Source organism: Microbacterium oxydans, from assembly GCF_026559675.1.
Lineage (GTDB): Bacteria > Actinomycetota > Actinomycetes > Actinomycetales > Microbacteriaceae > Microbacterium > Microbacterium oxydans_D.
On record NZ_CP092891.1, the window covers coordinates 2,938,611 to 2,956,569 of the forward strand.

Genomic DNA, 17,959 nt, shown 5'->3' on the forward strand with positions numbered 1-17,959 from the left:
TTTCGTGTGCCGTCGCAGCCGGCGCGCGACCCGACGGGCCGCCGCGCGAGATCAGCTGGAGCGTTCGGCGAGGGTCTCAGCGAATCGGGTCAGCGCCTCGCGCACCGTGCCGCGCGGCAGCGGTCCGAGTGCATCGATCGCATCCTGGGTCCAGGTATGGGCGAGTTCCAGGGTCTTCTGCGTCACGGCGTGGTCGCGCAGCTCGTCCAGCGGTCCGTCGAGGATCGCGGGATCGGCGCCGTCGGCGATGAGGGCGACCCCGTCGTCGATCCGCGCCGCGAGGTCGACGGATGCCGCATCGCCCTCGGCCTTGAGCAGCAGGTAGGGCATGGTCGGGACGCCGGCGCGCAGGTCGGTGCCGGGGACCTTCCCGGTCTCCTCCGGCTTCGCCGACAGGTCGATCACGTCGTCGAGCAGCTGGAACGCGACGCCGATCTTCTCGCCGTAGACGCGCAGGGGCTCCTCGTACTCCGAGGGAGCGTTGGAGAAGATCACCCCGCCCTGCGTGGCGGCGGCGATCAGCGAGCCGGTCTTGTCGGCGAGCACCTGGATGTAGAACGCGATCGGGTCGTCGCCCTCCTGCGGGCCGAGCGTCTCGTGCATCTGTCCGAGGACGAGACGCTCGAACGTGTCGGCCTGCAGCCGGATCGCACGCTCGCCGAGACGCGACATCAGCTGGCTGGCACGGGAGAACAGGATGTCGCCGGTGAGGATCGCGATGTTGTTGCCCCACACCGCGTGCGCGGCCGGCACTCCGCGGCGGCGATCGGCGCCGTCCATGACGTCGTCGTGGTACAGGGATCCGAGGTGCGTGATCTCGAGCGCCTTGGCGACGTCGATCACCTCGGTCCTGTTGCCGTCTCCCAGTTGAGCGGCCAGGAGCGTGAGCACGGGACGGATGCGCTTGCCACCGGCCTCGTACAGGTAGCGGCTGGCGGCATCGGCCAGAGGGTCGGCGACGCGCACGTCTTCCGCGAGTCCGGTCTCGACGAGCTCGAGGCCGTCTTCGATCGCGTGGGCGACACGACGCGCGGCGGGGCCGATGAAGACGCGATCGCTGAAGCCGAGACGGCTCGCCAGTCGCGAACCCGGGGCGATGGGGCTCGAAGTCACGTCCCCAGCCTACCTGCGTCGCGGTGCCGCGGTTCGCCCGGGAGGATCACTCGGGCTTGCGCGCTCTGTGCAGGGCGACGATGCCGAACGAGAGGTTGCGGTACGCGACGTCGCCCCAGCCCGCTTCCCGGATCCAGGCGGAGAGCCGCTTCTGGTCGGGCCACTCGCGGATCGACTCGTTGAGGTAGTCGTAGGCGTCGCCGTTGGTGCCGGCGACGCGGGCGACCCGGGGCAGCACCTGGGCGTTGTAGAAGCGGTACGCACCGCGGAACAGCTTGGCCGGCGGGGTCGAGAACTCGTTGATCACGAGCCGACCGCCCGGCTTCGTCACGCGGTACAGCTCCCGCAGCGCCTTCTTCGGGTCGTTGACGTTGCGCAGCGCGTACGACATGGTGACCGCGTCGAACGTCTCATCCGGGAACGGGAGATCGGTCGCATCGGCCTGGACGAACGACAGGTTGCGCATCGTGCCGTGGCGGCGCTCGCCCTCGGCGAGCATCCCCGGCGAGAAGTCGGCGGCGACCACCTCGGCGCCGCTGCGTGCGAGCGAGGCGGAGGACGAGGCGGTTCCCGCTCCGAGGTCGAGGATCCGCTCCCCCGGCTTCGGCGCGACCGCACGGGTCGTGGCCGCACGCCACAGGACGTCGTTGCCGAAGGTCATCGCCGTGTTCGTGCGGTCATACCCTGCGGCGACCTGGTCGAACATGCCGCTCACGCGGGCGGGGTCCTTGCCGAGATCGGCGCGGTTCTTCTCGTTCGGGGTCACGGGTTCAGTCTAGGCGCGAGGCCCAGCGCTTCGAGGCGGTCGAGCCAGGGATCGGCGGTGGCGTCGTCGAACGGCGCGACCCGTGCGCGCACCCGATCCTCGAGGTCGAGCGCGAGGGCCTCGAGGTGTGTCATGACATCGGCCGGATAGCCGTAGCGGGCGCTGTGGTCGGCCCACTCGTCGCGGTCGTCGACCCAGGTGCCGCGCGCGCCCTCGACGCGCACCACGTCGAGGTCCATGTCGATGCCGGTCGCGAGCAGGGGGTCGTCGGACCAGCGGATGTCCCACCCCAGGTCGATGTAGATCCGCATGCCCTTGCGGTGGCGGCGGTTCACCGTCAGCGCGTGGTCGCCGCTCGCCGGGACGAGGGTGACGTTCGGTCCGCCCGCGTGGAACTCGGCGCCCGGTCGCACGCTGTGCCAGCCGACGGGCTGCCCGATCCAGTCGCCCCACTCGTCGGCGCCGAGGTACACGCACTCGTGCCGCCAGTGCGGCGACCCGTCCCACTTGCGCCATTGGAAGACCATCTCGGTGCCGGGTGCGGGGCGTGCGTCGCTCATCCGCTCACCCTACGACCACGCGGATCCATGCCCCCTGAGCGGAATAGGCTGGGTTCGTGCACACCACCCACCTGGTCGTGGAGACCCGAGAGATCGACCCGGTCGAAGACCTCCTGGCCTACGCGGACCCCGCCCGTCCTCTCGCGTGGCTGCGCCGCGGAGACGGGATCGTGGCGGTCGGCGCACCGCTCGCCCAGCTGCGCACGCGCCCGGGCTCCCGGGTGCCGATCGCGACGACCTGGCGCGGCATGGCGGCCGAGGCGGAGATCAGCGACCCGCTCGGGCTTCCCGGGACCGGCCTGGTCGCGTTCGGCGCATTCACCTTCGACGAGGAGTCGGCCGCCGACAGCGTGCTCGTGGTGCCCACGAAGGTGCTCGGCCGGCACGGGGACCGATTCTGGGAGACCCGCATCCGCCTCGCCGGATCATCGGACCCCGACGAGGAGTTCGCCACCCAGCCGTACGGACCGCACTGGGCCGGCACCGTCGGCCCCGGCGCCCAGAGCCCGCAGGGATACCAGGACTCGGTGCGCCACGCCCTCGCCCGCATCGCCGACGGCGAGCTGAGCAAGGTCGTGCTCGCGCGGGACCTGACCGGCAGCATCCCCGCCGGGTCGGACCTGCGCCGTCTCGTGCGCGCCCTGTCGACCGGCTACCCCGACACGTGGGCCTTCGCCGTGGACGGACTGATCGGCGCGAGCCCGGAGACCCTGGTGACGGTGCACGGTGGGACCGTCACCGCGCGCGTCCTCGCCGGCACGATCGGCCGTGGAGCCGATGCGGATGCCGACACCGCGGCATCCACCCACCTCGCCTCCAGCACCAAGGACCTCGACGAGCACGAGTACGCCGTCCAGAGCGTGCTCGCCTCCCTGCGCTCGCACACCAGGGCGCTGGCCGCGAGCGAGCAGCCCTTCCTGCTGAAGCTGCCGAACCTCTTCCATCTCGCGACCGACGTGGAGGGCGAGCTGGCCGACGGCGAGTCGGCGCTCGACCTGGTGCGGGCGCTGCATCCGACCGCCGCGGTCGCCGGAACCCCGACCCCCGCGGCCATCGCCGCGATCCGCGAGCTGGAGCCCTTCGATCGCGGGCGCTACGCCGGTCCGGTCGGCTGGGTGGATGCCGCGGGCAACGGCGAATGGGCCATCGCGCTGCGCTGCGCCCAGTTCACCGGGCGCCAGGGCGACATCGGCGTGACCGCCTACGCGGGCGCCGGGATCGTCGCCGGCTCCGACCCGGAGAGCGAGCTGCTCGAGACGCGCGTGAAGTTCCGACCGCTGGTCGACGCGCTGGCCTGAGAGCGACGGCGCGGACGTTTCGTCTCGTCGCTGCGCTCCTCGCTCAACGACCGGGGGCTCCTCGCTGGGAGGAAAACCGGTCGTCGAGCGAGCGGAGCGAGACGAGACGACGCTCAGCTGGCGGAGAGGCGCTTCTTCTCGGCCTCGATGTCGAAGTCGGCGACCGGCCACTGCGGATCGATGTCCTCCAGGGCCGCGAGCAGCAGCTCCTGCACGGCGAGGCGCGCGTACCACTTGGCGTTCGCCGGGATCACGTGCCACGGCGCTGCCTCGGTCGAGGTGCGGTCGAACACCGTCTGGTAGGCCTCCATGTACTGCGGCCACAGCAGCCGCTCGTCCACGTCGCCGGGGTTGTACTTCCAGTGCTTGTCCGGGCGGTCGAGGCGCTCCATCAGGCGGGACTTCTGCTCCTCGGGCGAGATGTGCAGCATGACCTTGACGATGCGGGTGCCGGATGCCGCGACACGGGCCTCGAACTCGTTGATCGCGTCGTAACGGCGCTCGATCTCCTCGGGCGCGGCGAGCTCGCGGACGCGCCCGATCAGCACGTCCTCGTAGTGGGAGCGGTCGAAGACGCCGATGAACCCCGGCTCGGGCAGCCGCTTCTCCACGCGCCAGAGGAAGTCGTGCTCGCGCTCCTCCGCGGTCGGCGCCTTGAACGCGGCGAGCGCGACGCCCTGCGGGTCGACGCCGCCGACCACGTGCCGCACGATCCCGCCCTTGCCTGCGGAATCCATGGCCTGCAGCACCAGCAGCACCGCATCCTTCGCCACGCCGACCCGGCTCTCGGCGAACAGGCGCTCCTGCAGGTCGTTGAGGGTCTCGAGCCCGGCGGCGAGATCGCGGGCGCCGTGCGACTTCCCGCCGACGTAGCCGGGCTTGGTGTCGGGGTCGACGTCGGCGAGACGGAACCCCTCGTCGACACGGAGCTTCTGCGTCCAGGTGTGCGCGTTCATACGCACATCCTGCCAGTCAACGGGCCAGCGGGACCTCGATGATCTGACGCCCGCCGCGCGGCGAGGTCAGCGCCTGGTCGAGCGCCGTGCGGGTGGTGACCCGCTGGTACTCCCAGCCGTAGGCGAGCGCAAGGTGCTCCAGGCGCACGGTGTGGGGCGTGTAGAAGGCGCGGTCGAGATCGCCGGGACGCGCGGACGCCGCGACCTCCAGCGAGTCGAAGATGGTGCCGCCGCCGTCGTTGCCGACGATGACCTGCAGCCGCGGCTCGGTCTCGTCCGGGGGCAGCAGCAGGGCGCCGACGTCGTGCAGGAACGCGAGGTCGCCGAGCAGCACGCGGGTCACGCCCGGCGCGCCCGCCGCCTGGCTGGCGAGCGCGATCCCGGTCGCCGTGGCGATCGTGCCGTCGATGCCGGCGAGACCCCGGTTGGCGTGCACGGGGACCTTCTTGCCGCCGAGCACCTGGTCGGCGACCCGCACGAGCCGCGACGAGCCGAACACCAGGCGGTCGTGCGGCCAGGTGGCGCGCCACACGGCGTCGGCCAGCAGTGCGCGATCGAGCGGACGGCGGACCGCGTCGAGCTCGGCCTTCACGGCCTCCCTGCGCGCGGCGAAGTCGGTGGATGCGAGGCCCTCCGGGTCGGGGGCGCTCTCGCTCAGGTCGACGGCTTCGGCGGCCGACGCCTGCAGCCACTCGCCGAGCCAGACGCGGTCGGCGGCACCGGGGGCGACGACGACCGCGCCGACGCCGCGCGAGCGGTGGTTGAGGTTCAGTTCCTCGCCGCCGCGGCGCACCGCGATGATGTCGACATCCGTGCGGGCGAGGAGGGCGGCGACCTCGCGGCTGAGCGTCGGATGCCCGAGCACGACGGCCCGCTCGACGCGTCCGCCGAGGTCGTCGCGTGCCAGCAGGCGACGGTAGCCGTGCACCACCTGGCGTCCGAACCGCGCCCCGCTCACGATCTCGGCGATCAGCGGCCAGCCGCCGGCGTGCGCGATCTCCTCGGCATCGGCACCGGCATCGGCACCCGCGATGACGACCGTGCGGGGACCGCGATCGAGCTCGAACGGCTCACCCCCGAGCGGGGCGGGCGCCTCCCCCGGGGTGACGACGATCGGGGGCAGCCCGCCCGAGAGCGGCTCGCGGGAGGGCAGGTTCAGGTGCACCGGGCCCGCGACACCGGGGACGCCGCCCTCGACCTCACGGGCGCCGGTCGCCGCGGACACGGCTCGCTCGGCGAGGCCGGCCCATCCTCCGTCGCCCGGCACGGGAGCATCGACCTGGTCGCGCACCCACGGGTGGAACAGGCCGTCCTGCAGCGTCGCCTGGTTCGCGCCGACGCCGCGCAGCTCGGGCGGACGGTCGGCCGTGAGCAGGAGCAGTGGCACCCCCGCGTGGAACGCCTCCAGGACCGCGGGCAGCAGGTTGGCGACGGCCGTCCCCGAGGTGCAGACGACCGCGGCGGGCACGCCCGTCTCCCGCGCGATGCCGAGCGCCGTGAACCCGGCCACCCGCTCATCGATGCGCACGTGGACCCGCAGGTGCCCGTCATCCGCGAGACGGACCGCGGCGAGCGCGAGGGCCTGCGAGCGCGAGCCGGGAGACAGCACGATGTCGCGCACGCCGTGGGCGACGAGGTCGGCGAGCAGGGATGCCGCAGCATCCATGGCCGGCGACGAGGTCACGGGCGCTGATCCGTGGCGGGAGGCTCGTCGGTCTCCTCATCCAGCCGGGCGAGCTCTTCCTCGAGACGACGGATGCGGGCATCCTGCTCGGTCTTGCTGATGCTGCGGAGGAACGCGGGGTCGTCGTCGGGAGCGATCACGGGGCGGACGCCGGGATCGTTCGCGCGGCGTCGGCCGATCACGAACCAGAGGATGCCGCCGATGACGGGAAGCAGGACGACGATGAAGATCCAGGCGGTCTTGGACACACCCCGGTGCCGCGTCGCCGGCTGCACTGCGCAGTCGACGATGCTGAACACCCAGAACACGGCGGCGAGGAAGCCGCCGATGATCAGTAGTCTCGCCACCCCTCCAGTGTAGGCGTGTCCGCGGCACCCCGGCCCCGGTGGGACCAAGGCGCGGTTGCTAGACTTCGCGGCAAATGCTGCCCTCATCGCCGGATCGGATACCGCGAGCGCGGGCCGAGCGGATGCTGATCGCCCGGGTGATCACGGCGGTCGGCCTCGCGCTCCTGCTCGTGATCGGCGCGTGGTCCACCTCCGGCGGATCCGCCGATGTGCACGCCTCGCTGTGCCTCGCCTCCGGTGTCTCGGCCCCGGCCGGCGCCGCCCCCACCGCGTCCGCCACCGACGGCGCGACGGCGGTCGACGTGCTCGGCTCCGACCTGGGGGTCTGCCTCCTCGCGGTGCTCTGCGGCGTCGCTCTGGTCCTGCTCTTCCGTCGAGTCGTCGGTCACGGCACCCGTCCGCTCGGAGCCCGCGCCCCGCGCGCCGTGGCACCGAGCCGCGCCGGTCCCCTCCCCCTCGTCCACGCCCTCTCCCTGACACAGCTCTCGATCTCTCGCACCTGACCCGCGACGTGCGCATCGAGCCGCCCCGCGCGGCATCCCTCCCCTGTCGTACCCGTGTGTCTGGAGCCCCCTGTGAAGAACTCTGTCAAAGCGACCCTGATCGCCATCGCCGTCGCCATCGTCCTGCTGATCGTCGGCATCGTGTTCGCCATCACCCAGCAGCAGCAGCCTGCCGCCTCGCCCGAGGGCGGCTCGCAGCCCACCGTCCGCACCGACTCCCACGTCCTCGACGACGGAGGCGAGGGTGCCGTGACCGTCGTCGAGTTCCTCGACTTCGAGTGCGAGGCGTGCGGGGCGTTCTACCCCGTCGTGGAAGAGCTCCGCGAGAAGTTCGACGGGGAGATCACCTACGTCGTCCGGTACTTCCCGCTGCCGGGGCACATCAACTCGACCCAGGCCGCCCTCGCCGCCGAGGCCGCGGCGCAGCAGGACCGCTTCGAGGACATGTACCACCGGCTGTTCGAGACCCAGGCGCAGTGGGGCGAGCAGTCCGAGGAGACCCCCGAGGTGTTCCGGGCCTTCGCCGAGGAGCTCGGGCTCGACATGGCCGCCTACGACGCCGCCGTCGCCGATCCCGCGACCGCCGCGCGCGTGCAGACCGACAAGAGCGACGGCGAGAAGCTGCAGGTGAACAGCACCCCGACGTTCTTCGTCGACGGCGAGAAGGTCGAGCTGCAGGAGTGGGACGACCTCGAGCAGGCCATCGAGAAGGCCCTCGAGGGCTGAGGCCGCGCGACTCCGACTCAGGCGTCCTCGCCGCCGTGGGCGCCCGAGTCGGAGAGGGCGGGTGCCAGCATGTCGGCGAGGCGGCGCCGCGCAGCCTGATAGCGCCCCCGAGCCGTCGGACTCGTCGGCGATCCGTCGCGGTCAGAACACCGCGATCCTCCGCGACGCGGCGGACAGATACCGCGTGACCGGATTGGTGATCGTCTGCCGGAGCTCCCGGATCGCCACCGCCTCGGCGACGCTGTCGGTGATGACGCCGTCGACGCCCCGGTCGATGTACTCGGCGAGCAGCCCCGGGTCGTCCACGGTCCACACGAAGAGCTGCTTCTCCTCGCCGTGGAGGCCGACCAGCATCTCGTCCGAGTACGACCAGTCCTCGACCGCCACACCCTGCGCCGGGGTGCGCGGAGCATCGCCGATCTGGAGCCCGGTGACCAGCACCACGGGGCGCTCCGGATCGGCGGCGGTGATCCGCGCGACGATGTCCACGTCGAGCGACTGGATCAGATGATGCCGCGCAGGGTCCAGCCGATCCAGTTCCCGCACCACGCGATCCGCGAGGCCCGGCTCCTCGTGTCCGTGCGGCTTGACCTCGACCAGGACGCGGATGGCGAGCTCGTCGGCGGTGCGCAGATACTCCTCCAGCGTCGGGATGCGATCGCTGAACGCCCCCTGCCGCACCACGAGCCGCGTGACCTCCTCGGTGTCGAGGTCGTACACGTTCCGCGGGTCGCCTGTCAGCCGCCCGAGGTTCACGTCGTGGATGACGACGAATCCGCCGTCGGCCGTCTCCTGGACGTCCATCTCCACGACATCGGCTCCGGCCTCCGCCGCGGCGCGCAGGGAGCCGAGCGTGTTCTCCGCTCCCCCGGCGACGTACCCGCGATGGGCGATCACCAGGGGCGGGGCCGACGGCGCCGTCGCCAGCGTCGCGAACACCGTGGGCGGAACGGCGAGGACCCCGAACAGCACGAGCGTGACGGTCGCGAGCACCCGCGACGGTCGGTCCCGCACCGGGGCCGGGGCGGGGAGGGAGACGGCGCCGCGGTTCACGGCCACGAAGAAGAACGACAGGAACGCCGCGACGACTCCGGTCACGACGAAGCGCACGAGATCGAGGATCGCGAGCATGGTCCCCGCCACGGCCGCCCCGCCGTCTCCGGCGAGCGCGACGGGCACCGCGCCGAGCAGCCCCGTCAGCGTGAGGACCGCCGCCGCCGCCGCTCCCGTCAGGAGGAACAGCACCGCCACGAGCACCTGCGTCCGCCGGGTGAGCGCGATGCTCCGACGCATCGCCGCCCACACAGTCTCCTGCTCCCCGGCGAGCGCGGCCGCGGTTCCGGCGAGACGCAGCCCCAGATAGACCAGTCCGATGACCACCACCGTGTAGGCGACGGTGCCGGGGACGGTCTTCGTGAGCTCTCCGCTGATGAACTTCGGGATGGCGATGTGCGAGGTGACGGTCGTGCCGACGCCGATGTGCGACAGCGGGACGAGGAGCAGTGCGTACCCCGCGAACAGGACGATCTGCCAGCTCAGCGCCCGACGACCGATGCGCGCGAGGCCACGGAGCAGCGCCCGCGCGGACGGAGCCTCACCACGCAGACAGAGCTCGGCGACGACGGTGAAGACGCTGACGGCGACGAGGGCGAACAGCGTCGCGACGAGAGCGATCAGGACGAGGGCGAGGATCGCGACCGGACTGCTCGACAATCCGGGGAGGCCCGCCGTGCTGATCCCGTCGACACCGGCCGCGCGCAGGGCTGCCTGGAACAGGGTCAGCAGGAGCGGAAGCACGCCCCAGACGTAGAGGCCCTCGACGAGGATCGTGACGACGACCACGAGGAGGAGCCGTCGACGCAGGATGCTCCCCGCCATCACGACGGCGGAAGGGACGAGTGACCAGGCGGAGGGCGGACGAGAGCCCGCGACGTCGGTCTGCATGGTCAGAGAGTAGCGTCCGGCGCCGAACCGCTCCGCCATCCCGATACGCTGAGACCAGAATCAGGGAGAGGGCCCGGACGACGATGGAATTGACTTCGGTTCTGCAGGGAACGCACAACGCTCGCGAGCTCGCCGGGTTGCCCACGTCCGGAGGCGGAACGCTCGCCTCCGGTCTCCTCTTCCGATCCGATGCCCTCGCCACGCTGACGGATGAGGGGCTGCAGGCACTCGTCGATCTCCGCATCGGAACGGTGATCGACCTGCGCACCGACGGCGAGCGCTCGCGCGCGGCCGATCGTCTTCCGGCGGACGGCAGCGTGACCCTGCTGCCGCTGCCCATGCAGGGCGGCGCCATGGACGAGATGGTGAAGCACCTGCTGCCCGCCGCCGGCGGAGCGAGCCTGTCGGTGACCCAGGTCGCCACCATCCTGCAGCAGGTGCCGACGCTGGAGGATCTGTACGTCTCGATCCTGGAGGCCAGCGCCGTGCCGTTCGCGGCGGTGGCGCAGACCGTGCTCCAGGCTTCGCGCACGGAGCGACCCGGCGTGCTGTTCCACTGCACCGCCGGCAAGGACCGCACCGGTCTCGCCGCCGCGATCCTCCTGCTCGTCGCCGAGGTGCCGCGCGAAGAGATCGTGGCCGACTACACCGAGACCGGGGAGAACCTCGCGCACGGATTCGCCGAGGCGCTGACCGCGCTCATCACCTCGCTGGGTGTGCCCCTCACCCCGGCACTGAAGACCCTGGCGACCGAGTCTCCCGCGTCCGCGATCGAGGCCGCGATGGACTGGATCGCCGCGAACCACGGCGACGTGGCCGGCTACCTGCGCAGCGGCGGCATGACCGCGGCGGAGATCGTCGACCTGCGTCGCGTGCTGCGCGGGGAATAGCGACTCGGCACGACCACTCCCCGTCGGAGGAGGCACCCGCTCGCTACGCTGAGCGCATGACTGAGGAGCGCTCCCCCTCGCCCCACCCGGCCATCGCCGTCGTCCGCCGCATCCCGGCGACGCTGACCATGGTGCTGCTGATCCTCGTGGTGGGGGTCGTCTGGAACGGCCTGTGGGCGCCGTTCGAGGACACGACGCTCTTCCAGACCGTCGCCTACGGTCTGCCGAATCTCACCGACGGCAAGTGGTGGACGCCCCTCACCGGCACGTTCTTCGTGAACCAGCCGTGGGTCTACGCGTTCACGATCGCCGGATTCTGGGGCATGGCGTTCCTGGAGTTCCGTCGCGGGACGCGCGTCGCACTGGCCTACTACTGGGTCGGTCAGCTGTTCGCGATCTTCGCCACCGCGCTGCTCCTGCTGGTGCTCTCCCAGTTCCCGTGGGAGTGGGCGGCCGACCAGGCGCAGGCGCTCGACGTCGGAGCCTCCGGCGGGACCATGGCCTGCATCGCCGCGGCCGTGGGGCTGTTCCGTCCACCGTGGCGCGTGCGCGGCTGGCTCATCCTGCTGGGGTTCGTGTTCATCGCGATGCTGTTCTGGGGCAAGGTCGCCGACCTCGAGCATCTGCTCGCCGTACTGCTGATCCTCGCGGTCGACAGGTCGCTGCGGGTGCGGCACACCACCGTCCGCGAGCAGCGCCTGATCGCGGTGATCGCGGTCCTCGTGCTCGGCGCGGTCGAGATCATCACGACCCTCGTGCCCACCGACGGCCCGTTCGGACCGACCGACCCGGCCTCCGGAGGGTTCATCGACCTGGCGATCGACCTCGTGGTGATCCTGGTGCTCGTGAACGGTCTGCGTCGCGGCCGGCGCTGGACCTGGGTGCTCGCTCTCCTGCTCGGCATCTTCAACGTGCTGGTCGCTGCGCTCGTGCTGACCCTGATCACGGTCTTCAGCCAGGCCCAGGTGGACTTCCGCTGGGACGGCGAGACCGAGCTCGCGCTGGCGAACGGCTTCCTGTGGCTGATCGTGCTCGTGTACCTGATCTGGGTGCGCCGGGCCTTCCGCGCCAAGCGACGGGCGAGACTCGGCGCGCAACCCGCCCCCACGGCGGAGGACATGAAGCGCGAGCTGCGCGCCCACGGCGGCGGGACGCTGTCCTGGATGACGACCTGGGACGGCAACAGCTACGCCCGCGTGACCGGCGGCATCGTGGCGTACCAGCGGCGGAACGGCGTCGCGCTGGCATTGGCCGATCCGATCGGCCCGGCGGAGGGGCGCGCCGAGGCGGTGACCGACTTCATCCACGCCGCGGAGCTGGCCGGTCTCGTGCCCTGCTTCTTCAGTGCGGACGAGGCCACGCGCGCGGCCGTCCCCTCGACGTGGCGGAGCATCGTCGTGGCGGACGACACGATCGTCGACCTGCCGGGCCTGGAATTCACGGGCAAGCGCTGGAACTCGGTGCGCACCTCCCTCAACAAGGCCGGCCGGGAGGACATGACGTTCCGCCTGACGCACCTCAAGGCGGAGTCGTGGGGCGTGCAACAGCAGCTGCGGGCGATCTCCGAGGCCTGGGTGGGCGACAAGGATCTGCCCGAGATGCGCTTCACGCTCGGGACTCTCGACGAGGCCGAGGATCCGGAGGTGCGCCTCGCCCTGGCGCTCGCCCCCAACGGCGACGTCGACGGCTTCCTGTCCTGGCTCCCCGTGTACGGCGGCGACGGCGCGGTGCGCGGCTGGACGCTCGACCTGATGCGCCGCCGCGAGGGCGGGTTCGGGCCGGTGATGGAGTACCTGATCGGATCGTCCGCGAAGCAGTTCTCCGAGGAGGGCGCCGAGATCATGTCGCTCTCCGGGGCACCGCTCGCCCATGACTATCCGCCGGATGCGGGCGTGATCGCCGCGCTCAGCGATCGACTGGCCGAGGCCCTGGAGCCGGTCTACGGCTTCGGGTCGCTGCACCGGTTCAAGCAGAAGTTCCATCCGCGATACGAGACCATGTACCTCCTGTTCCGCGACGAGAGCGACCTCACCCGCATCGGCGGCGCGCTCACCCGGGCGTTCCTGCCGGATGCGACGCTGCGGCAGTTCGCCGGCGCCGGGCTCGAGCTCGTGCGCGGCGGCGGGAAGGACTGAGGGCGCGCCGCCACGTTCTCCGGATGGCGCGCGCAGCGGCCGTGCGAGAACCACGTGAGTACGATCGGTCTCGTGCTCGATGAAGACCGCCTCCGCTCGATGGCCGCCGACCTGTGCGCCGTGCGCGGAGTGCGCGCCGTCGCTCTCGGCGGTAGCCGCGCCCGAGGCACGCATCGACCCGATTCCGACATCGACCTGGGGCTGTACGTGGATGCCGACGTCGACCGCGCGGGTCTCGGACGAGTGGCGAGCGCCTGGACGAGCGAGCCCGTGCAGATCGCCGAGCACGGCGGATGGGGTCCGTGGGTCGACAGCGGCGCCTGGCTGATCGTGGACGGCGTCCCCGTCGACCTGATCCTGCGCGACGTGGCTCGGGTGGCCGAGCAGTGCGCTCGTGCCGCGCGGGGCGAGTTCGCCTTCCATCCGCAGCCGGGGCACCCGCTCGGCTTCCTCGATGTGGCGTACGCGGGCGAGGTCGCGACCAGTGTGCCGCTGCACGACCCGGAGGGGCTGCTGACCGGACTCGCGCGCACTGTCTCCCCCTATCCGGTGCCGCTCCGCGAGGCGTTCCTCGCGAACCTGTGGCAGGTGGACTTCCTGCTGAACGCCGCCATGAAGGGGGCGAAGGCCGGCGATGTCGCGTATGTCTCGCTGTGCGGCACCACGACGACGATGCTCACCGCCCACGCGTGGCATGCCGCTGCGGGCCGGTGGGTCACGAACGAGAAGGGTCTCGTGACGAACGTCGCTCGGTTGGAGATCGGTACCGGCGGTTTCAGCGGAGCCGCCGCCGCGGCCCTCGGGAACCTCGGGACGACGGCGGCCGAGCTGCTCGCGACGATCGCGCGACTGCGGGAGCTGCCGCGGCCGGCAGCTCCCGCAGACTGACGCTCAGCCGACCGTCTCAGCGAGGGCGACCGGAGCACCGTCCGGGGCTTCGTCGGCCGGGCGCTTCGCGGTGTTCGCGATGTGCGCGCGGCTGACCACGATCACGGCCACGATCATGAGTGCGACGCCGAGCCAGTACGGGGCGGCGTGGCTGACCAGTGCGTAGAGCGCACCCGCGATGAGCGGAGCGGCCGTGCCCATCGCCGCGTTCAGCGACTGGGTCGCACCGCCGAGCCAGCCCTGCTCGTCGTCGCCGACGGCGTTGGACATCGCGCCGTCCATGGCGGCCTGCGAGGCGCCCTGGCCCGCGGCGAGCATGAGCGCGCCGACGATGAAGACCCACGGCTGGGCGAAGACCGAGGCGACGATGGCGAGGGCGGCGAGCCCGAACATCTGCGCGACGATGCCGCTCACGATCACGCCGCGCTCGCCGATGCGCGGGAGCAGGATGCCGAGCAGCACACCCTGGATGAGGATGTCGATGATGCCGACGGCCGCCGTCAGGAGTCCGATCTGCGTGGGTCCCCATTGGATCGAGTCCAGCGCCAGGACGCTGAAGTTGTTCACGAAGAAGCCGAAGGGCAGTGCGAGCAGACCGAAGCCGATCATGAGTCCGCGCAGCTCCTTGCGGCCGAACGCATCCTTGAAGACGGCGAACGGCTGCACGTCGCGCATCTTGATCGCGGTGATGCGGTTCCCGGGCTTGAGGCTCTCGGGGAGCAGGAAGATGCTGAGGATCGCGATCGTGAGGGCTGTGGCCGCCGTGAGGAACACGGGGAGCTGGATGCTGATGGCGGCGAGGAGGCCGCCGATCGCCGGTCCGATCATGGTGCCGATGCCGGAGAGCGCACCGAGCAGGCCGAAGCGCTTCGCGCGCTGCTCGGGCGGGGTGATGTCGGCGAGGTAGGCGAAGAGGGCGGGGAGGTCTCCGGCGGTCAGCCCCTGGATGACGCGGGCGAGCACGAGCACCCAGATGGCGCCGCCGATGCCGAAGAGCGCCATCGAGAACGCGGCACCGAACGCGGCGGCGATGATGACCGGGCGACGGCCGAAGCGGTCGGAGAGGCGGCCGAGGAAGGGGGCGACCAGGAAGGCGCAGAGTCCGTTGATCGCCTCGAGCACGCCCACCCAGATGGCGAGGTCGCTCTCGTGCGAGACGTACTGCAGCACGACGAAGGGCAGGACGGGGAGGACGACCGTCATGCCGATGACGGTGAGCATCGTGAGGACGATGAGCATGATCCACGCGCGGTTCTGATCCCGTCGCGTGAGGGAGTTGGGTGAAGTCATACCGAAAGTGTATCGGTACCAGTTTTGGTGTCAAGTCAGTTTTGGAGTCGGTTCACGGTAAGCTGTTCTCCATGACGACTTCAGAGCCCCTCGGGCGCCGCGAACGGAAGAAGGCCGCGACCCGAAAGGCGATCTCCGACGTCGCGACGACGATGTTCCTCGAGCGCGGCTTCGACAACGTGAGCATCCGCGAGGTCGCCGATGCCGCGGACGTCTCTCCGACGACCGTGTTCGCGCACTTCCCGCAGAAGGAGGCGCTGGTCTTCGATGAGGACGACGAGCAGCGCGACCGGCTCGTCTCCGCGGTCCGCGATCGGCCCGCGGGAAGCACGATCAACCACGCGATCCACGACTTCTACTCCGCGGAGATCCGGGCCAATGTGGACGAGCACGGCAACGACGTCACCCGCGTCTTCATGCGCTTCCTCAACGAGACGCCGGCCCTGCGGGAGTACGCGGGCAAGATGTGGCTCCGCCACGAGGACGCCCTCGCCGACGCGATCGCCGACGAGCTCGGCCTCGCCGAGCCCACCCCCGAGATCCGGGTGTACGCCCGATTCGTCCTGCAGATGCAGCTGCTCGTGAACGACACCGACGATCAGCTCGCCACCCTGGATGCCGGGTTCCGCATCCTCGAGACAGGCTGGGCGCCGGTCGAGGCCGACCTCGCCGGCTCGTCCGACTGACCTCACGCGCCGATCAGACGGCGGCGAGGGCGCGCCACGGATAGTCCGGCAGCTCGATCGCGTCGGACTTGTCGAGCATCCGGGCGACGAGCTGGCGCATCGGCCAGTGATGCATGAGCCGCGCCGACAGGACCCGCATCCGGAGCATGAAGCGTCCGCGCGGAAGGAACCCGTCGACGCCGCCGGGCGGAAGCGCGTGCGAGGCCGCGACATACGGACGCATGATCTCCTCGTAGCGCGCGAACGCCGCCGCGTGGTCGCCCCGCGCATGCCCGAGTTCGCCGGCCAGCACGTACGCGCCGACCAGGGCGAGACTCGTCCCCATGCCGGTGAGCGGGGAGCCGCAGTAGCCCGCATCGCCGAGCAGCGCGACCCGGCCGCGGGTCCATCCGTCCATGTGCACCTGGCTGACGGTGTCGAGGTGGAAGTCGTCGTCCGCGTCGACCGCCGCGAGCAGCTCCTCGGCTCTCCAGCCCATGCCCGCGAAGACCTCGCGCAGCAGGCGCTTCTGGCCCTCGACGTCACGCCGGTCCACGTCGACGCCGGAGTCTGCGAACGCGAGCATCGCCTTCGCGGATCCGCCGCGCTCGGGCCGCAGCGCGAGCATCCTCCCCGGCTCGCTGTACATGTCGAACCAGGAGTCGAGCGGACCCGGGTCCGGCACGGTGCAGTAGCCGAGGTAGGCACCGAGGTGCACGACGTGGTCGGATTCGGGACCGAAGACGAGCGCCCGCACACCAGAGTGGATGCCGTCGGCGCCCACGACCACGTCGAAGGTGCGGCTGATCCCGCTGCGGAACGTGACCTCGACGCCGTCGGGACCGTCCGCCAACCCGGCGATGCGGTCACCGAAGATGATCTCGGTGTGATCCGCCACGAGGTCGTGGAGGATCTCCGTCAGGTCGCCCTTCATGATCTCGATCTCGGTGACGGGGCTTCCGTCGCCGACGAAGAGGTCGGCCGGCATCGTGGCGAGTTCGCGACCCGCGCTGTCGATGTAGCGCAGTCCTTTCTCATGCACGATGCGCTCGCGCACACGGGGCATGATGCCCATCCGCTGCGCCACCACCTCGCCGAGACCGCGGAGGTCGACGGCCTGGCCGCCGAGGCGGAGATCGGATGCCTGCTCGACGATCGTGGAGCGGATGCCCTGCCGGTGAAGCCAGTGCGCGAGTGCGGGTCCTGCGATGCCTGCGCCGGAGATGAGTACGCTGTATTCGTTCATGCCCTGCACGTTAATACGCAGATGTACGGCGTACAAGTGTTCTATTTAGAATCGTGGTGTACTAGTACGATGCGCGTCACTTCTCAGACCATCGCGATGGAGATCGCCGAACGGATCACGTCCGGGGATCTGGGTCCGGGCGACCGGGTGCCCTCGGCGCGCGGCATCACCCGCGACTGGGGCGTCGCGATCGCCACCGCGACCAAGGCCCTCGCACTCCTGCAGCAGCAGGGCCTCATCGTCTCCACGCCCGGCATCGGCAGCGTCGTCACCTCCCCCGCCACCGCACCCTCTCCCCGGCTCACGACCGCGAAGGTCGTCGACACCGCCGTCGCGATGGCCGACGCCGAGGGCATCGAGGCGATCTCGATGCGGCGCATCGCCGCCGAGCTCGGCACCCCGACGATGTCCCTCTACCGCCACGTCGACAGCAAAGACGGCCTCGTCCTGCTCATGATCGACACGGTCCTCGGGGAGGAGTCATTCCCCGAGCCGTCGGCGGATTGGCGTGCCGACCTCGAGGTGTCCGCACGGCTGCAGTGGGCGGGGTTCCAGCGGCACCCCTGGCTCGCGGGAGTGATGTCGATCTCCCGGCCGCAACTGGTCCCGAACGGGTTCCGCTACACGGAGTGGTGCCTGCGGGCGCTCGCCCCGCTGAAGCTCAGCATGGAGACGATGATGTATATCAGCGTCATCGTGTTCAGTCACGTCAAGTCGCTGGCGACCGACATCGCCTTCGAGGCGGAGCAGCGGCAGGACACGGGACTCACGGCGGACGAGTACATGACGACGCGATCCACGGACATCGCCGCGATGGTGTCGCCGACGGATCTGCCGCTGCTCGCCTCCCTGGTGAGGTCGGACGACTTCGACCTCGACCTCGACGCCCTGTTCGAGTTCGGGCTGCAGCGACTGCTCGACGGGATCGAGAGCTGGCTGCGGCGCTGA

Annotated in this window: 17 protein-coding genes; 8 read left to right on the forward strand and 9 right to left on the reverse strand. The window is 70.9% G+C overall.

The window, feature by feature from the left end; translation table 11 throughout:
* Nucleotides 1-51: 51 nt before the first annotated feature.
* Genes MME74_RS14245 through MME74_RS14255 form a run of 3 tightly spaced genes read right to left on the reverse strand, consistent with a single transcriptional unit; the run spans nucleotide 52 to nucleotide 2,439 of the window.
* Nucleotides 52-1,113: a polyprenyl synthetase family protein gene (locus MME74_RS14245; RefSeq protein WP_267415708.1), complete on the reverse strand. Its 1,062-nt coding sequence runs from the start codon at nucleotides 1,111-1,113 to the stop codon at nucleotides 52-54.
* 46 nt (nucleotides 1,114-1,159) lie between these two features.
* Entirely contained in the window at nucleotides 1,160-1,879 is a 720-nt protein-coding gene (locus MME74_RS14250) for a class I SAM-dependent methyltransferase (protein WP_267415709.1), read from the reverse strand.
* Nucleotides 1,876-2,439, reverse strand: coding sequence for a hypothetical protein (locus MME74_RS14255; RefSeq protein ID WP_267415710.1), 564 nt, complete (start codon nucleotides 2,437-2,439; stop codon nucleotides 1,876-1,878). The genes MME74_RS14250 and MME74_RS14255 overlap by 4 nt, the downstream gene beginning before the upstream one ends.
* 56 nt (nucleotides 2,440-2,495) lie before the next feature.
* Between MME74_RS14255 and MME74_RS14260 the strand changes: the two genes are divergently transcribed.
* On the forward strand, nucleotides 2,496-3,737 hold the full coding sequence (locus MME74_RS14260) for an isochorismate synthase (RefSeq protein ID WP_267415711.1): 1,242 nt from the start codon (nucleotides 2,496-2,498) through the stop codon (nucleotides 3,735-3,737).
* Nucleotides 3,738-3,850: 113 nt separating this feature from the next.
* On the opposite strand, the gene MME74_RS14265 is transcribed toward MME74_RS14260, so the two are convergent.
* The 3 genes from MME74_RS14265 to MME74_RS14275 are packed head-to-tail and all read right to left on the reverse strand — an operon-like array spanning nucleotide 3,851 to nucleotide 6,724.
* On the reverse strand, nucleotides 3,851-4,693 hold the full coding sequence (locus MME74_RS14265) for a PPK2 family polyphosphate kinase (protein ID WP_267415712.1): 843 nt from the start codon (nucleotides 4,691-4,693) through the stop codon (nucleotides 3,851-3,853).
* Nucleotides 4,694-4,709: 16 nt separating this feature from the next.
* The gene (gene menD / locus MME74_RS14270) at nucleotides 4,710-6,359 is read right to left on the reverse strand and encodes a 2-succinyl-5-enolpyruvyl-6-hydroxy-3-cyclohexene-1-carboxylic-acid synthase (protein WP_267418585.1); all 1,650 of its coding nucleotides are present in this window, start codon (nucleotides 6,357-6,359) and stop codon (nucleotides 4,710-4,712) included.
* A 14-nt stretch (nucleotides 6,360-6,373) separates the two neighbouring features.
* Nucleotides 6,374-6,724, reverse strand: a complete 351-nt coding sequence (locus tag MME74_RS14275; protein WP_267415713.1) for a PLD nuclease N-terminal domain-containing protein — start codon at nucleotides 6,722-6,724, stop codon at nucleotides 6,374-6,376.
* Between the two features lie 74 nt (nucleotides 6,725-6,798).
* On the opposite strand from MME74_RS14275, the gene MME74_RS14280 reads away from it, so the two are divergent.
* Nucleotides 6,799-7,227, forward strand: a complete 429-nt coding sequence (locus MME74_RS14280; RefSeq protein WP_267415714.1) for a hypothetical protein — start codon at nucleotides 6,799-6,801, stop codon at nucleotides 7,225-7,227.
* Nucleotides 7,228-7,299: 72 nt separating this feature from the next.
* Nucleotides 7,300-7,953 (forward strand): DsbA family protein, encoded by a 654-nt coding sequence (locus MME74_RS14285; RefSeq protein ID WP_267415715.1) that lies wholly within the window; start codon nucleotides 7,300-7,302, stop codon nucleotides 7,951-7,953.
* A gap of 141 nt (nucleotides 7,954-8,094) precedes the next feature.
* Here the strand turns inward: MME74_RS14285 and MME74_RS14290 are convergent, their stop codons facing one another.
* Nucleotides 8,095-9,936: a glycerophosphodiester phosphodiesterase gene (locus MME74_RS14290; RefSeq protein ID WP_267415716.1), complete on the reverse strand. Its 1,842-nt coding sequence runs from the start codon at nucleotides 9,934-9,936 to the stop codon at nucleotides 8,095-8,097.
* Nucleotides 9,937-9,980: 44 nt separating this feature from the next.
* Between MME74_RS14290 and MME74_RS14295 the strand changes: the two genes are divergently transcribed.
* Genes MME74_RS14295 through MME74_RS14305 form a run of 3 tightly spaced genes read left to right on the forward strand, consistent with a single transcriptional unit; the run spans nucleotide 9,981 to nucleotide 13,810 of the window.
* A complete protein-coding gene (locus MME74_RS14295; RefSeq protein WP_267415717.1) occupies nucleotides 9,981-10,787 on the forward strand; it encodes a tyrosine-protein phosphatase in 807 nt (268 codons plus the stop codon).
* A 56-nt stretch (nucleotides 10,788-10,843) separates the two neighbouring features.
* The gene (locus tag MME74_RS14300) at nucleotides 10,844-12,922 is read left to right on the forward strand and encodes a bifunctional lysylphosphatidylglycerol flippase/synthetase MprF (RefSeq protein ID WP_267415718.1); all 2,079 of its coding nucleotides are present in this window, start codon (nucleotides 10,844-10,846) and stop codon (nucleotides 12,920-12,922) included.
* A 54-nt stretch (nucleotides 12,923-12,976) separates the two neighbouring features.
* Nucleotides 12,977-13,810 (forward strand): nucleotidyltransferase family protein, encoded by an 834-nt coding sequence (locus MME74_RS14305; RefSeq protein ID WP_267415719.1) that lies wholly within the window; start codon nucleotides 12,977-12,979, stop codon nucleotides 13,808-13,810.
* A gap of 3 nt (nucleotides 13,811-13,813) precedes the next feature.
* On the opposite strand, the gene tet(42) is transcribed toward MME74_RS14305, so the two are convergent.
* On the reverse strand, nucleotides 13,814-15,100 hold the full coding sequence (gene tet(42), locus MME74_RS14310) for a tetracycline efflux MFS transporter Tet(42) (protein ID WP_267415720.1): 1,287 nt from the start codon (nucleotides 15,098-15,100) through the stop codon (nucleotides 13,814-13,816).
* Nucleotides 15,101-15,171: 71 nt separating this feature from the next.
* Between tet(42) and MME74_RS14315 the strand changes: the two genes are divergently transcribed.
* Nucleotides 15,172-15,786 carry a TetR/AcrR family transcriptional regulator gene (locus MME74_RS14315; RefSeq protein ID WP_267415721.1) on the forward strand — a complete coding sequence of 205 codons (615 nt, stop codon included), beginning with the start codon at nucleotides 15,172-15,174 and terminating at the stop codon, nucleotides 15,784-15,786.
* 13 nt (nucleotides 15,787-15,799) lie between these two features.
* Here MME74_RS14315 and MME74_RS14320 read toward each other — a convergent pair whose 3' ends face one another.
* The gene (locus MME74_RS14320; RefSeq protein WP_267415722.1) at nucleotides 15,800-17,011 is read right to left on the reverse strand and encodes an FAD-dependent monooxygenase; all 1,212 of its coding nucleotides are present in this window, start codon (nucleotides 17,009-17,011) and stop codon (nucleotides 15,800-15,802) included.
* A gap of 69 nt (nucleotides 17,012-17,080) precedes the next feature.
* Between MME74_RS14320 and MME74_RS14325 the strand changes: the two genes are divergently transcribed.
* Complete coding sequence (locus MME74_RS14325; protein ID WP_267415723.1) at nucleotides 17,081-17,959, forward strand: TetR/AcrR family transcriptional regulator C-terminal domain-containing protein; 879 nt, start codon at nucleotides 17,081-17,083, stop codon at nucleotides 17,957-17,959.

Bases quoted from the DNA above. Each gene is read 5' to 3' on its own strand.
- MME74_RS14255 (WP_267415710.1), bottom strand. From the start codon at position 2,439: ATGAGCGACGCACGCCCCGCACCCGGCACCGAGATGGTCTTCCAATGG.
- MME74_RS14265 (WP_267415712.1), bottom strand. From the start codon at position 4,693: ATGAACGCGCACACCTGGACGCAGAAGCTCCGTGTCGACGAGGGGTTC.
- menD (WP_267418585.1), bottom strand. From the start codon at position 6,359: ATGGATGCTGCGGCATCCCTGCTCGCCGACCTCGTCGCCCACGGCGTG.
- MME74_RS14280 (WP_267415714.1), top strand. From the start codon at position 6,799: ATGCTGCCCTCATCGCCGGATCGGATACCGCGAGCGCGGGCCGAGCGG.
- MME74_RS14290 (WP_267415716.1), bottom strand. From the start codon at position 9,936: ATGGCGGAGCGGTTCGGCGCCGGACGCTACTCTCTGACCATGCAGACC.
- MME74_RS14295 (WP_267415717.1), top strand. From the start codon at position 9,981: ATGGAATTGACTTCGGTTCTGCAGGGAACGCACAACGCTCGCGAGCTC.
- MME74_RS14300 (WP_267415718.1), top strand. From the start codon at position 10,844: ATGACTGAGGAGCGCTCCCCCTCGCCCCACCCGGCCATCGCCGTCGTC.
- MME74_RS14315 (WP_267415721.1), top strand. From the start codon at position 15,172: ATGACGACTTCAGAGCCCCTCGGGCGCCGCGAACGGAAGAAGGCCGCG.
- MME74_RS14320 (WP_267415722.1), bottom strand. From the start codon at position 17,011: ATGAACGAATACAGCGTACTCATCTCCGGCGCAGGCATCGCAGGACCC.
- MME74_RS14325 (WP_267415723.1), top strand. From the start codon at position 17,081: ATGCGCGTCACTTCTCAGACCATCGCGATGGAGATCGCCGAACGGATC.